The organism is Undibacterium sp. TC9W, assembly GCF_049339865.1.
Classification (GTDB): domain Bacteria; phylum Pseudomonadota; class Gammaproteobacteria; order Burkholderiales; family Burkholderiaceae_D; genus Undibacterium.
Window position 1 is genome coordinate 174,410 of record NZ_JBMPPJ010000008.1, and the last position, 14,384, is coordinate 188,793.

11 protein-coding genes are annotated in these 14,384 nt (G+C 51.2%); 1 reads left to right on the top strand and 10 read right to left on the bottom strand.

Going from position 1 to position 14,384, the window contains the following annotated elements:
• Positions 1 to 51: 51 nt before the first annotated feature.
• The 9 genes from ACO0LN_RS13885 to ACO0LN_RS13925 all read right to left on the bottom strand — a co-directional run bounded on the left by ACO0LN_RS13885 (position 52) and on the right by ACO0LN_RS13925 (position 12,525).
• On the bottom strand, positions 52 to 882 hold the full coding sequence (locus ACO0LN_RS13885) for a glycoside hydrolase family 16 protein (RefSeq protein WP_422974680.1): 831 nt from the start codon (positions 880 to 882) through the stop codon (positions 52 to 54).
• Between the two features lie 76 nt (positions 883 to 958).
• The gene (locus ACO0LN_RS13890; protein WP_422974682.1) at positions 959 to 3,658 is read right to left on the bottom strand and encodes a TonB-dependent receptor; all 2,700 of its coding nucleotides are present in this window, start codon (positions 3,656 to 3,658) and stop codon (positions 959 to 961) included.
• Between the two features lie 358 nt (positions 3,659 to 4,016).
• On the bottom strand, positions 4,017 to 5,471 hold the full coding sequence (locus ACO0LN_RS13895; RefSeq protein WP_422974684.1) for a GH1 family beta-glucosidase: 1,455 nt from the start codon (positions 5,469 to 5,471) through the stop codon (positions 4,017 to 4,019).
• Positions 5,472 to 6,081: 610 nt separating this feature from the next.
• A complete protein-coding gene (locus ACO0LN_RS13900; protein WP_422974896.1) occupies positions 6,082 to 7,110 on the bottom strand; it encodes a LacI family DNA-binding transcriptional regulator in 1,029 nt (342 codons plus the stop codon).
• Between the two features lie 76 nt (positions 7,111 to 7,186).
• Complete coding sequence (locus tag ACO0LN_RS13905) at positions 7,187 to 8,248, bottom strand: ABC transporter ATP-binding protein (RefSeq protein WP_422974686.1); 1,062 nt, start codon at positions 8,246 to 8,248, stop codon at positions 7,187 to 7,189.
• Between the two features lie 40 nt (positions 8,249 to 8,288).
• Entirely contained in the window at positions 8,289 to 9,158 is an 870-nt protein-coding gene (locus tag ACO0LN_RS13910; RefSeq protein ID WP_422974688.1) for a carbohydrate ABC transporter permease, read from the bottom strand.
• A complete protein-coding gene (locus tag ACO0LN_RS13915) occupies positions 9,155 to 9,979 on the bottom strand; it encodes a carbohydrate ABC transporter permease (protein WP_422974898.1) in 825 nt (274 codons plus the stop codon). Before ACO0LN_RS13915 ends, ACO0LN_RS13910 begins: the two co-directional genes overlap by 4 nt.
• A gap of 116 nt (positions 9,980 to 10,095) precedes the next feature.
• Positions 10,096 to 11,346 carry an ABC transporter substrate-binding protein gene (locus tag ACO0LN_RS13920; protein WP_422974690.1) on the bottom strand — a complete coding sequence of 417 codons (1,251 nt, stop codon included), beginning with the start codon at positions 11,344 to 11,346 and terminating at the stop codon, positions 10,096 to 10,098.
• Positions 11,347 to 11,625: 279 nt separating this feature from the next.
• On the bottom strand, positions 11,626 to 12,525 hold the full coding sequence (locus ACO0LN_RS13925) for a LysR substrate-binding domain-containing protein (RefSeq protein ID WP_422974692.1): 900 nt from the start codon (positions 12,523 to 12,525) through the stop codon (positions 11,626 to 11,628).
• Between the two features lie 131 nt (positions 12,526 to 12,656).
• Here ACO0LN_RS13925 and ACO0LN_RS13930 point away from each other — a divergent pair, with 131 nt between their 5' ends.
• The gene (locus ACO0LN_RS13930; RefSeq protein WP_422974694.1) at positions 12,657 to 13,139 is read left to right on the top strand and encodes a DUF1348 family protein; all 483 of its coding nucleotides are present in this window, start codon (positions 12,657 to 12,659) and stop codon (positions 13,137 to 13,139) included.
• On the opposite strand, the gene ACO0LN_RS13935 is transcribed toward ACO0LN_RS13930, so the two are convergent.
• Positions 13,109 to 14,308, bottom strand: a complete 1,200-nt coding sequence (locus tag ACO0LN_RS13935; protein ID WP_422974696.1) for an acyltransferase family protein — start codon at positions 14,306 to 14,308, stop codon at positions 13,109 to 13,111. The genes ACO0LN_RS13930 and ACO0LN_RS13935 overlap by 31 nt on opposite strands.
• Positions 14,309 to 14,384 lie beyond the last annotated feature (76 nt).

Genomic DNA, 14,384 nt, shown 5'->3' on the forward strand with positions numbered 1-14,384 from the left:
TCGCTTTTGTCTCTTTATTGATGATACTTAGTTTATACGTCGAATTTTTACTCAGGTCTTTCTTTTATATACGCGCACATAATCTACCAGCATCTGTTGCGGGAATATGGTATTTGCATCTGGCGCGCCTGGCCATTCACCACCTATCGCGAGATTCAGGATGATGAAAAATCCATGGTCAAATACCCACTTGCCCGGCACGGTCGCGGGGCTGGCCTGATGATATAGCTGGCCATCAAGATACCAGCGTATCTGCGTAGCATCCCACTCGACAGAATAAATGTGAAAATCATCAGCCAGTTTGCCCTGTGCGAGTTTTTTTGAACCACCAAAGCCAGTAGCTCCATAATAGCCCGGCCCATGCAAGGTAGCGTAGCTGGTAGCGGCTTCCTTGCCTATGTTTTCCATGATGTCGATTTCGCCGCGCTCTGGCCAGCCAGCGGCACTAGCCTCCGCACCCAGCAACCAGAATGCCGGCCAGACACCCTGGCCTGCCGGTATCTTGATACGCGCCTCGAAACGGCCATAGGTGAATTCGCGTAAACCAGCGGTCTTGATGCGCGCCGAGGTGTAATCACTGCCACCTGATTTTTCTTGCCTGGCTTCAATGACCAGCATGCCGTTTTCCAGCCTGAGATTTTGCTTGCGGGCCGTGTAGTTTTCCAGTTCATGATTACCCCAGCCATGCCCGCCGCTTTCTATCTGCCAGCTTTGCAAGTCCAGTTTGTCAGCGGCAAATTCATCGGCCCAGACCAGTTCCCAGCCGTGCTGCAAACTGGGTGCAACTTGTGTTTGCACAAGATTGCTGCTGCCACCGCAAGCGGTGAGCAGCAATAAACTCAGGTAAGTCAAACATGCTGGCAAAGATATCTGTTTTTTCATGCTGTCTGCCGTTTTTGCTCATTGCAAAATCAAAAAACCTGATGGATGATGCATGCATCCATCAGGTCTTCATTGCTTAATAACTCGCACCAACCTTGATACCAAAAGAGCGCTGGTCTATATAACTCGCACCCATTTTTCCACCACCTGCATTCCAGCCATTGGTCTTGGCCTTGGCATCAGTGAAGTTACGCACATAGGCTTCGACAAACCATTTGTCGTTTGGCGCTACCAGCTTCAGCGACAGATCTCCCTTGGCATAGGCTTTTTGTGTCAGGCCGATATGGGCGTTATCGAAATTGCGCAAATCAAAATACACTTTGTCTTGCCAGCGCATGCCTATCCATGGCGTCAGCGTATAACCATTGTCGAGTGCAAACTCTTGCGAGAAGTTCATGCCAAAGGTGAACTTGGGCGCATTCGGCATTTGATTGCCTTCCAGGTTATAGGCACGGCGACCACGCAATCTGTCATCGGTACCCAGATAAACTGCCGGGCAGGGAACTGCGCCGAATTCTGCACGCTGGTCACAGGCATAGCCATCATCATAAGAATCGTAATCATGGATCACGCTTTTAAGATAACTGAAGAAGCCGCCGAGTTTGGCACCCGGCCATGGGCGATAATCCCACTCGGTTTCTATACCTGACAAATTGACCTTGGCGACGTTGACGGTTTGCCACGCCGTTGTTACATCGCAAGTCGGTGCCCATGAAGGGCAAGGCAGGTTGTCTGGCGTAGTGACCTTCGCCAGGAAGTTGCTGCCGGTTTGCTGCATGTCTTTATACTGCATGGCGAACAGAACCACAGACAAGGCCAGACGGTTATCCAGCAATTTTCCTTTGTATCCCAATTCAAAATTGGTGACGGTCTCTGGCTTGTAGGTCAAATAGGTGATCTGCTCTTTTTTATTGTCACCATACACACAGGTGGTCTGGCCACACTTATTGGTACGATCACCAAAGCCGCCGGATTTATAGCCGGTGGCCAAAGCTGCATACACCATGTCGCTTGGTGTCAGTTGTGCCTGCAGGCCAAGGCGGTATGTGCCTTTGCTCCAGCTGTCACTATGGTCATTATTGGTACCAGGACCATAACCTGAATAGGCTGCTGCACCACCCAGCGTACCCATTTGCGGAGTGATCTGGTTGCCGTTTGGTGTACGGTAACTGTCAGTACCCGGTGTGCCATAGTCAAACAGGCCATTGTAGTAGCCATAGCTTTGGCCGCCCCAGCTATTGCCGCCATAGTTCATACCGCCTACATCGGTCTTGGTATCACGTGTGTAGCGTGCGCCCACCGTAGCTGTCCAGACCGGAGTAAATTTCCAGTCTGCCTGCGCGAACAGGGCTTTGGAATCTATCTGGCGATCAGGCTGGGCGTAGAACTGACTGATTGGGATATTGTTAGGACCATAGTGCATCTGTTCCTGGCCAAAATTGATGGCATTCTTTTCATGCATCCAGAATGCACCGGCTACATATTGCCAGTTGTCAAAGCTCTGCTTCAGTTGCAACTCATGGACGGTGGACAGGTATTTGGAATTCAGGGTGCGCGTGAGGTTATCCGAGATAGGCCAGACTGACCAGTTGCCATCGACAGGATTGCGACCTGTGACTTCAAAATCATAAGGCGAGACACCACCGTCATCATCATGCACCTGACTGCGTTTCTGGTTCGCATAGACAAAGCCATATTCCAGCGAAGTGTTCTTGTTCACGTTCCACAGCGCTTTGGAACGCACCGTGTCTATCGACATGTCCACTTTGCCCGGCACATTGATGAGCACATCATATTGACCACGCACACAGGCCCAGCGCGTGCCAGCGGACTGGTCGCAATCTCGCATGCCTATGTAGCCAGCGCCAGAATCCTGGAAATGTTCATACGCGAGTTGCCATTCCAGGTCGCTGTTGACTTTCAGCCTGGCTGCCAGGCGGCCCGCCCACTGGTTCTGGTTGTTGTAGCCATCAGCCTTGGATACTTTGCTGTTGAAGCGCTGGGTAACGTCAGGTATGCCATCCGGCTTCCAGCCCAGTGCAGGGATATTCGCTTCCGAGAAATCCTGCATCTGATTGAACGGGCTGTCCCTGGTGACTTTCATCAAGGTGGCACGCAGGGCCAGATTGTCTCCGACTGCAATATTCTGTATGACATTGAGATTGCGCAGATTCAGACTGCCTGTTTCAAATGAGGCACTACCGTAAGTAGAACCAAATTCCGGCTTGGCCGGGATGATATTGATACTACCCGCAGTCGAATTACGGCCAAACAAAGTGCCTTGCGGGCCACGCAAGACTTCTACCTGATCCAGGTCAAACATCAGGGCCTGCGCACCTTGTGGGCGTGGCGAATACAACCCATCGATATGCAGGCCAGCCGAGGGATCACCAATCTCGGTAAAGTTGGTGGCGGTAATACCGCGTATAGTGATCTTGACTGCTGAGTCATTGGCCTGGCCATCCATCTGCACATTGGGCAATTCGCCAGAGATGCCAGACAAGTTGGTAATGCCTTGTTTGCTCAGTTTTTCCTGGCTGAAGGCGGTAACTGCCAATGGTGTTTTCAATAATGAGGTGGCGCGGCGGGTGGCGGTAACGGTGACTTCCTGTACTTCAGATTTATCAGCATCCGATTTTTTTGCTTTGGACTTGCTTTCTACTTCTGCCGTTTTGCTGCTTTCCTGATCTTGTGCCCATGCATAAGTTGTCAGTTGCGCGCAGGCGCTGGCGACAGCCAGGCTGATCAGGGTACGCTTGGTTATTTGATGAAACATCATGTCTCCCATATTTTTTTCAGTTATCGGTTGACGGTAGTGAAGCTCACTAGCGGTCGCCGTGGTCCGCACATGATCTTGCATGCGCGTCTTACTGGTATTTTTGTTTTGGCTGGCGTCTTTGCACCATGCACATGTACTGCTGAAAACACTGTCCTGCATCACCCATGATGAAATATTCAAACTCAAATATTTTAATGGGAAGGTTTCCAAATTTATCGAAAAAACATAGTGCTACCCCCGTTTCTTTTTGTCAATGAATATGTAATTCAGATACAGACAGCTTTATCCTGCAAGCTGGCAGGCATATTGATCGCGTCTATGTTTTTGTCTGTCTTTTGATCTGTCTTTTTTTTACCTATGCCGCTGAAGATTCCTGGCTTTGCTGCGTTGCGACAGTTGCTGTCTTTGCCGTGGTCGTTGCGTCTTTTGCTTTTCCTGTTTCCAGCAAGAAGTCGCGGTACCAATGCGCGCTCAGTTTTGGCGTGCGTTTTTGCGTGATGAAATCGACATATACGATGCCGAAACGGCGCGAACAGCCCTCTGCCCATTCGAAGTTATCCAGCAAGCTCCAGAGGAAATAACCTTTGACCTGGCAACCCAGGCGTATTGCCTCTTTGACAGCCAGCAGATGGCGTATCAGATAATCGCGGCGCAATTCGTCCCTGACTTGGCCGTCTTCATCAAGATGGTCATCATAGGTTGCGCCGTTTTCGGTGATGTACATGGCATGCGGCTGGTAATCGTCCTGTATGCGCTTGAGCAAACTGGTCATGCCTTCTGGCGCGATCTCCCAGCCGAATGCCGTGCGTTCCACCCCTACTGCATCAACCAGGCGCGTGTTCAGTGGCGATGCACCGGGTGCGTGTTCTATGATTTCTGGAAAGTAAAAATTCACGCCCAGAAAATCAGTGGAAACTGCCATGGCCTGCAGATCACCTTCCTGTACTACCGGGGCATAATCTCCCAGCGCCTGCCAGACATCCTGAGGATAACCCCGGCCATACAGCGGATCGAGATACCAGCGGTTGCGCAAGCCATCATGCAGCCTGGCAGCCGCAAAATCCTCAGGCTTGTCACTGGCGGCAGAGATAGGATGCAGATTCAATGCCAGACCTATTCTCGCATCCGCAACATTGGCCCGTATGACGGGTGTTGCCAGGCCGTGCGACAGCAATACATGATGACAAACCTGGATTGCTGTCTTGAAGTCCTTGATGCCTGGCGCATGTATTCCGTCAGCATGACCCAGCATGGCCGTGCACCATGGTTCATTGTGGGTGATCCAGTGTTTGACCCTGTCACCCAGATGTTCAGTGATGACATCGGCAAATTCAACAAAGGCATGCACGGTATCGCGTGATGCCCAGCCGCCCTGGTCTTGCAGGTATTGTGGCAAATCCCAGTGATACAGGGTAGCCCAGGGTTGCAAGCCGCGTTCCAGCATGCCATCAACCAGACGCGAATAAAATGCCAGCCCCTCAGGATTTGGTTTGCTGTCTGGCCCGGAAAATATGCGTGGCCAGGAGATAGAGAAACGGTAAGCATTGCTGCCAAGGCTCTGAGCAATATCCAGGTCTTCAGCCCATTGATGGTAATGGTCAGAGGCTACCGTTCCGCTGCTGCCATCACGTATGGTCCCTGCTTGCTCACAAAAACTATCCCAGATAGATGGAACGCGACCATCTGTCGCTGCTGCGCCTTCTATTTGATAGGCAGAGGTTGCCGTACCCCATAAAAAATCGCTGTTAAAATCTGTGCGCTGCAACTGCGTAACAAGTGACGGAACTGCATGAAGAAGATTTTTGCTCATATTTTGCTTGCTCAATCTAAAGTTGATTCAAATTAAAATTATTTGGAAAGGTTTCCAATTGCGATTAAAAAATTTTGAGTATTTGCTACTCAGAATTTTTTATACTCGCTTATTGCAAACTTCGTCCTACGTCCCCACCAATTGCTGTCTGCTCCATGGATCATGATGAATGAACTGATTACTCCCCCGCAGCCCAGGTTATTTGTAAACATTAGCCAGACATCTGCAGCATCCATGGAATCCCGTAGCCATGCCCCCACGGGCGCTTTGCATCAGTCCAAACTTAAATCACCAACGCATTGCGACTCTACTATCCTATAGACTACAAACTATCTGAATTTCAGCATCCACCATTCACAAATATTTGACACAGTTATTCAGATACGGATGAAACAATATTCATCTTTTAAACACATGGAAAGGTTTCCATAATTTCATAAAAAAAATGAATAGTCAAGAAAACCATTCATTCTTTTTACACTTTTTTGCGCTTTTTCTACAACAAACTCTCGCACCATAAATTGAAACAGACTCAAGCACATTCAAACACATTCAACAAATTCTTCTGCTGCTTTGTCTGAATCCCAAATTTAAATAATCATCACGATCATCAGCCAGCCTTGCTCCGTCGCTGCGCAGGTTTCGCCAGCGATGCGCGCATGGTCACCTTGATCGGGTAATCACGTGTGACTGGTCTTCTCAGCCCATAGCAACGGTTCAATAACTCATTCAAGGCACTGAGCGTGACGTCACGCCATGGAATATGCACGGAAGTCAGCGGCGGCGCGGCATAGGCAGCGCTCATGGTGTCATCGTAACCAATGACAGAAACATCATGCGGAACGGAAATACCAGCTTGCTGGAAGAAGGACAAGGCTCCCAGTGCCATTTCATCATTCGCGCAAAACAGGGCGGTGAAGGGACGGCCTGATTCCAATAATTCCTTGGCACAATTCCAGCCACCTTCAGGTGAAAAATCACTCTCGGCTATCCACATCTTGCCTGTGTCAATTCCAGCATGACCGAGTTCACCAAGGAAACCATTAATGCGTTCCACATTATCCGGCGCGGTCGATGGCCCAGCGATGACGGCGATATGTTTATGCTTGTATTCAAGCAGGGCGCGCGCAGCCATGACACCGCCTTGCACATGGTCAGCAGCAAAGCACTGGTCGGCGATGGTTTTTGAATCATGATTCAAAACCACCAGACGATCACGTTTTGGGCCGAGGATAGAAAAATCCTCATCCGTCAGCACATTGCTCATGACGATGAGGCCATCGCAGCCACGTTCCATCAAAAATTCTATGCCTTCCACACCTTGCCGTCGTTCATCACCTATACCAACGCCAAACGCAACCACCATGTGCAAACCGGCCAGGCGCAATTCTGTATCGATAGACTGCAGGATGGGCATGTAAAAAGTACCCTTGAGCACAGGGATATACACACCTATCATCTGTGAATTACCTGACAGCAGGCTGCGTGCCGCATGGGATGGGCGGAAATCCAGTTCAGCAATCGCCTTGCGCACACGTTCCTGCGTCTTTAAAGACACCGACCCTTTGCCGCTGACCACGCGTGACGCGGTGCCCAGTCCCACGCCCGCCAGGCGGGCCACATCCTTGATAGTCGCCACTTGATTCTTTTCCATGTTGATGATCCGGCCAGTATATAAAATTTTTACAACGGCTACCGTAAATTATCTTCTTCAATCACAAACGTGACTCTGTTTTTGCATCAAACAGGGAAACCCTGTCGGTGTGAATGTCAAAGCGCACTGTCTCGCCCAGCTTGAACTGCCGGTTCTCATGGTCCAGCAAACACAACTGCTGCTTACCCATAGTCAACCATAAGAGTTGATGATTACCCATGGGCTCCAGCAGGCTGAGTTCGCCGCTATATGCACCATCTGCCTGCACCTGCATATACTCTGGCCTGATACCCAAAATCACATCCTGCACTGGCGATGTTGCCTGAGAGGCATAAGCCGATAAATCCAGCTTGATCACTTCATTATCAAACTGCTTGTCTTCAATGAGCTTGCCGGCGATAAAGTTCATGGCTGGCGCACCCAGAAACCCTGCGACAAACAGGTTTGCCGGTCGCTCATATACTTCAGACGGCGTACCCAGTTGCTGTATCTTGCCAGCCCGCATGACGACGATGCGGCTCGCCAGGGTCATGGCTTCTACCTGATCATGCGTCACATACAGCATGGTAGAGCCAAGATTCTGATGCAACAGCTTGAGTTCGCGGCGCAATTCTGTACGCAACTTGGCATCCAGGTTTGATAGTGGCTCATCAAACAAAAACACCCTGGCTTCCCTGACCAGGGCACGGCCTATCGCCACCCTCTGCCTTTGTCCACCGGATAACTGCGCTGGCTTGCGCTGTAACAGTGTCTGCAATTGCAGCATCTCTGCCACTTTTGTGATGCGTGCCTGTATTTCTTGCTTGGCGACGCCATTAATGCGCAAGCCAAAAGACATATTCTTTTCCACCGTCATGGTCGGGTAGAGTGCATAGGACTGAAACACCATGCCTATCTGCCTGTCACTGGGTTCGGCATAGCTGACATCCTTGCCTGCAATTTCTATGCTGCCTGTTGCGATATCGATGAGACCAGCTATGCTGTGCAAAAGGGTCGATTTACCGCAACCAGACGGTCCCAGCAAGACCAGGAATTCGCCCTCTTCCACATCCAGATCCAGTTGATCGATGATCTTTTGTCCACCCAGCTGTACACCCAGATTCTTGAGACTTACATATGCCATGCACCCGTCCTTAGCCTAAACCTAAACCTAAACTTAATCTTTAACCTTTGACCGCACCAGCGGCAATGCCACGCACAAACCAGCGGCCTGAAATGAAATAGATAGCCAGTGGCAGCAAGGCGGTCAATATGGTTGCGGCCATATTGACGTTGTACATCCTGGTACCGGTCGTCGTATTGATGACGTTATTAAGTTGTGCCGTCATCGGTAAATGTTCCCGCCCCGCAAACACCAGGCCGAGGATGTAATCGTTCCATACTCCGGTGACCTGCATGATGGCGGCTACGACTATCATGGGCAGGGACATGGGCAGCATCAATTGCACAAAGATGCGGAAAAATCCGCCGCCGTCTATGCGTGCGGCATGAAACAGTTCCTGCGGTATGCTCAGATAGTAATTGCGAAACAGCAGGGTCATGATGGGCATGCCAAAGATCACATGCACCAGGACGATGCCAGGAAGGGTACTGAAAATATTCAGGACCGCCAGCACCCGCACCAGCGGAAACATCATGACTTGCACAGGAATGAAAGCGCCCGCCAGCAAAATGGCAAACAGGAGTTGTGAACCACGGGGCCGCCAGAACGACAAGGCGTAACCATTCAGCGCACCCAGAAAAATCGCCAGCACGGTGCTGGGTAAAGTAATCGCCACTGAATTCCAGAAACCGCTACTGATACCTTCACAGGCCACACCTGTACAGGCCGTGCTCCAGGCTTGCCGCCAGGGCTCTACTGTCATGTGCATGGGCAAGGCAAAGATATTACCGAGGCGAATTTCTTCCATCGATTTGAAAGAGGTCACCAGCATGATATACAGCGGCAGCAAAAAGAATGCCGCAGCAGTCAGCAGGAAGGCATAGATGCCTATGCGTGCTGGCGTCCATGTGCGCTTTGTGTTTGTCCTCATCTTTTGCCCTTGCGCGCTCTTGCATACGCGTAGGGTATCAATAGTGCCAGCACGGGCAGCAGCATCATGATGGCACCGGCAGATGCCAGTGACAGGTTGGCGCGGCCAAACAAATGATCCATGATAAATTTTGCCGGTACTTCGCTGGCAGTGCCGGGGCCGCCCTGCGTCATCGCTTCAACCGCATCAAAGAGTTTGACGACAGCCGTTGCAAGCAACAGGAATACGGTGGCAAAATTGGGCGCCAGCATGGGGATGATGATGGACAGATAAACCCGCCAAGTGGGTATGCCATCCATGCGCGCAGCTTTCCAGATATCTTCATCTATGCCACGCAAACCCGCCAGCAGCATCGCCATGACCAGGCCGGAAGCCTGCCACACGGTGGCGATGACGATGGTATAGATCACCATGTCCTGATCGACTATCCAGTCAAACTGAAAATCCTTGAACCCCAGTTGACGTATGCCTTCTTGTATCCCCACACCCGGCGTCAGCATCCACTGCCACACCAGACCGGTGGCGACGAATGACATAGCGTAAGGGTACAGGAAGATGGTACGCAGCACGCCCTCGCCCGTTACATTCTGGTCTATAAAGACAGCGAGCAAAAAGCCGATGATGACGCAAGCAAGGATGAACAGCACGCCATAGATGGCCAGGTTATTCAGTGACAACAGCCAGCGCTCATTGTCGAACAGACGCTCATACTGACTGAGGCCGACAAAGTTATTGACGGGCAGAGTGCGTGAGCTGCTCAATGAAATCTTCAATGTCCACAATAAGGTCGCCAGGTAGCCGAATACCACCGTCAGGCTCATAGGCAGCAAGGCAGCTTGAGGTATGAGTTTGGTATGCAGCTTGCCTTTGAATCTGGCGCTGGACTGGTTGGTTGACATGGGCGAGATGGCGCTTGGCGGGGGTATTAATATGGTACTTAATTTTTCAATGCAGCGATGATATTCTTTTGTGCTTTTTCTACAGCCATATTGGTATTCCAGTAAGCTGTCAGCACATCGGTCAGGGCACCATTCTGGTCTGGCGTCAGGTAAATCTCACCTATGCCTGCATGTCGGCTTTTGTCTTTCATGATTTCCAGTCCGGTCTGGGCGCACAGGTTCAGTTGCGTCACATCCAGGTCATTACGTATGGGGATGGAACCCTTGAGCTTATTGAATTCCAGTTGCGGCCCAGGTGCCACCACGATGCTGGCCAGCAGCTTTTGCGCCTTGATGGTTTCTGGATTGCTGGTTTTTGGAAAGACAAAAGCATCGCCCTGTATCAGGTAAGGTGCTTTTGGTCCCAGGCCTGGCATGCAACCATATTCGCGGCCAGCGACTTGTTTGGCTGCGACGAACTCACCCAGGGCCCAGTCCCCCATGATTTGCATGCCTGCCGTGCCTTTGATGAGCAAGGCTGTGCTGTCATTCCAGTTGCGTCCAGGTGATGCGGTATCAATGTAAGAGCGCAAGCGCTTGAAGCTTAGCAAGACTTTGCGAAAGGCTTCTGAATTCATGGCGGTGACATTACGGTCACGCATCACACTCAGATACAGATCCTTGCCACCTACATTGGCCAGCATGGCCATGAAGACGATAGTCTCTTGCCAGGCCTGACCGCCATGGGCCAGCGGTATCAGTCCGGCTGCCTTGAGTTTATCGAGAGCAGCAAACAGCTCATCTGGCGTGGCTGGTTCTTTGTCTATACCTGCTTTTTTAAATGCGGATTTTGAATACCATATCCAGGCTGGCATGTGGATATTCACCGGTACAGCATAATAATGTCCCTTGATTTTGAGGACATTGCGTATGGGCTCAGGCAGGGTCTTGTCCCAGTTCTCTTTGGCGGCGACATCATCGACATTATTGAGCATGTCTTGCTCGACGACATCCTGGAATTGCCTGGAAATATTGAATTGCGCCGCAGTGGGCGGGTTGCCCCCGACCATGCGGTTGATGGCCACGGAACGCGCCTGGTCACCACCGGCAATGGCAGTATCTGTCCAGACACCACCAGCGGCACGGTAGGCATCAGCAAATTTGGCGACAGCAGCCGATTCACCACCAGATGTCCACCAGTGCATGACTTCGGCCTTGGGCCCTGCGGCATGCGCGGACATGCTCGCGGCTACCAGGCCGCCCAGGCCACCGAGTAGCAGGGCAAGCACCAGTTTATTGGTTTTATACATTTTGTCTCCGCCTAAGTTTCCACGGGTGCAGATGGCAGATCGTGGTCTGCAATTTTTCTGCTTTCTTCTGCTTTTTTATCGTTATATCTGTTACTGCATACATGGAAATTCCCGCCTCTCATCATGCCCAGTCACATCGACGGAATACAATTGGAAACGTTCCCATAAATCCAGGCAAAATATAACACCCTGGGTTTTCCAGTGTCAACATATTGTCAATATGAAAAACAACAGGGTAAGCATCCCTACTGGCTTTCATCACATCTCTCACCCAGGAATTCAATGCTGCACCATGGCTGCACGCAACTGTGCAACGATGAGATCGACAAAACTCCTGACCTTGGCATTTGCATAGCGGCCTTCCCTATGTACCACATGCACGGGCAGCGGAGCGGTCTCATATGTCTGCATGATGCGGCATAGCTGCCCATCATCAAAATACTTACCCACCTGGTAAGACAATAGGCGGCTGATACCCAGGCCTGCGAGGCTGGCTTCGATGGCAGCATCATTGCTGCTGACCGTGAGACGTGGCTTGACCTTGATTGCCATATTCTGCCCTGCATGGGCGAAGCGCCATTCGACCATAGGTGTAACACCCGTGGCGGCAATAATGCTGTGCCCGCTTAATTCATGCGGGTTGGCTGGCGTACCATGCACTTGCAGATAAGCAGGCGAGGCACACAACAGGCGGCGTATCTGCCCTACCCGTATTGCCTTCATGCTGGAATCTGGCAATTCACCTATGCGCACACCGACATCAATGCCTTCTTCCAGCAAATTCACGACACGGTCAAGGAAAAGTGCGGACACATCCATCGCCGGATAGCGTTGCAAATATTCGACGATGCCGGGCATGACAAACATTTTGCCAAACATGACGGGAGCAGTGACTGCCAGATGACCACGCGGTTCGGCATTGATGCCCGCCGTGGCTTCATCGGCAGCCTCGACATCGGCAATGATGCGGCGGGCATCTTCCAGATAACGCTGGCCGGCTTCTGTGACCCTGACAAAGCGGGTGCTGCGATTCAGCAGCTTGACGCCGAGTCGTGCTTCCAGCGCCGCAATCGCACGCGTGACTGCCGGTGGCGACATGGCCAGACGACGGGCGGCAGCGGCAAAGCCTTCTTCCTCGGCAACGGCTACAAATACAGTCATCAGATGCAGTTTGTCCATGGCACTCCGGCGATTATTCCGCTATTTACAATAATTAATTGTAAATCATGGCTATTCTTGAGACAAACAATATTGCGTAAATTTGAGTATGAATAACTCAACTCACGATATTTACTTAAGGACAAATACAAATGGATAAGTCATTGGATATTGCACGACCACCCTTGCCGCCCTTCACACTGGAGACGGCAATACAAAAAGTACGTATGGCAGAAGATGGCTGGAATACCCGCGACCCTGACAAGGTGGTACTGGCTTATACGGTGGATACGATCTGGCGTAACCGCCATGAATTCCCGCAAGGACGCGAGCAAGTCAGGGAATTTTTAAAGCGCAAATGGGCAGCAGAACGTGAATACCGCCTCATCAAGGAAATCTGGGCTTTTAGCGAAAATCGTATCGCCGTGCGCTTCGCCTACGAGAGTTGCGACCATGAAGGCAACTGGACGCGTTCTTATGGCAATGAGAACTGGGAATTTGCTGACAACGGCCTCATGCACAGACGTCTTGCCAGCATCAATGATCTGGGCATTAGCGCGGATCAGCGTTTATTCCACTGGCCCCAGGGTCGCAGGCCGGATGATCATCCCGGACTGAGTGATCTTGGCTTATAAGTAAAGCCAAGATCAAGTCCGAACAGGGGGCGCAGGAAAAACACGCGACGTATGATTTCATAACTGAGGAAGCAAGTCGCTGCTGTCAGCGCAACCAGCAAGATACCTTCTGGCAGGGCAGGCAAGGCCAGCGGTTTCATGCCATGCGCCATGATGACGATATAAGTCTGATGGAGGATATACACAGGAAACACTGCCTGCGTCAGATAGCGTCTTGCCGGGCTATCGAAATTCAGATGCTGCTTCGCATAGCCGCAGGCTGCAATAATCGCTGACCAGGCCATGCAAACCCACACGCCGCGCTGGAGCATGATGAACCACTTCGGTGTAGCGTCATACTCAAAGCTGAAATAGATGATCAGGAACAACCAGCCACATGCAGCTATCCTGAGTGCAAGCCAGCGCATGCTGGCGAGTTCTTGCCAGAATGCCTGTGAATTGGCGATCAGGGCACCGAATGTAAAGATGAACAAATAGCAGGCATGGTTATACCAGTCAGCCACCAGACCATTATTCGGTGGGTAGGAACTGAACAAACCCATGCGCACCAGCGCCAGGTAAGCAACAGGCAAAGCCAGGATGCGCCAGCCCTTCATCTGCTTTTGCAGCCAGTTGCGGGCAGCCTGGAACCATGCGGGCTTGAAAGCCAGCCAGAACCACAGCAACACACTATATACCCACAGGTAGGCAACAAACCACAGATGATTCCAGGTAGGCAAATCCAATACCTTGCCTTCTATCTTGAAGCCACGATAGTGATGCAGGTAGAGCTGCATGAATTCGCTATAACTGCCGGCATAGGCCAATTTCTCCACCACTTCGAGATACGCCTGTGGCGGCACCACGACGAACATGCCAAAGATCAGTGGCAGCAAAAGACGCAGGCTGCGGCTGCGCAGGAATTTGCCGGTGGCGATTTTTTCCAGCATGAAGGCAGATGCCACACCAGAGATAAAAAACAGCAGGCTGAGACGCCAGGGGCTGGTCAGCATCATCAGCGGTTGTAAGGTGCTGCTGGCATGCGGGCTTTTGACATGCCAGCCCCACTCCACATAATACATGCCTACGTGATACAGGATCAGCAAGAAAAAAGCGATGATCCTGACCCAGTCGAGAAAATATAAACGCTGGGAAGGCAAACCTGGCACTGCTATGCTTGAATTTGACATGGCTCTTTTTCTGGTCATTGATGAACACAGACGCGATACTAAAAGCGTGATCAAATTCACACCAGAAAAATGTGGC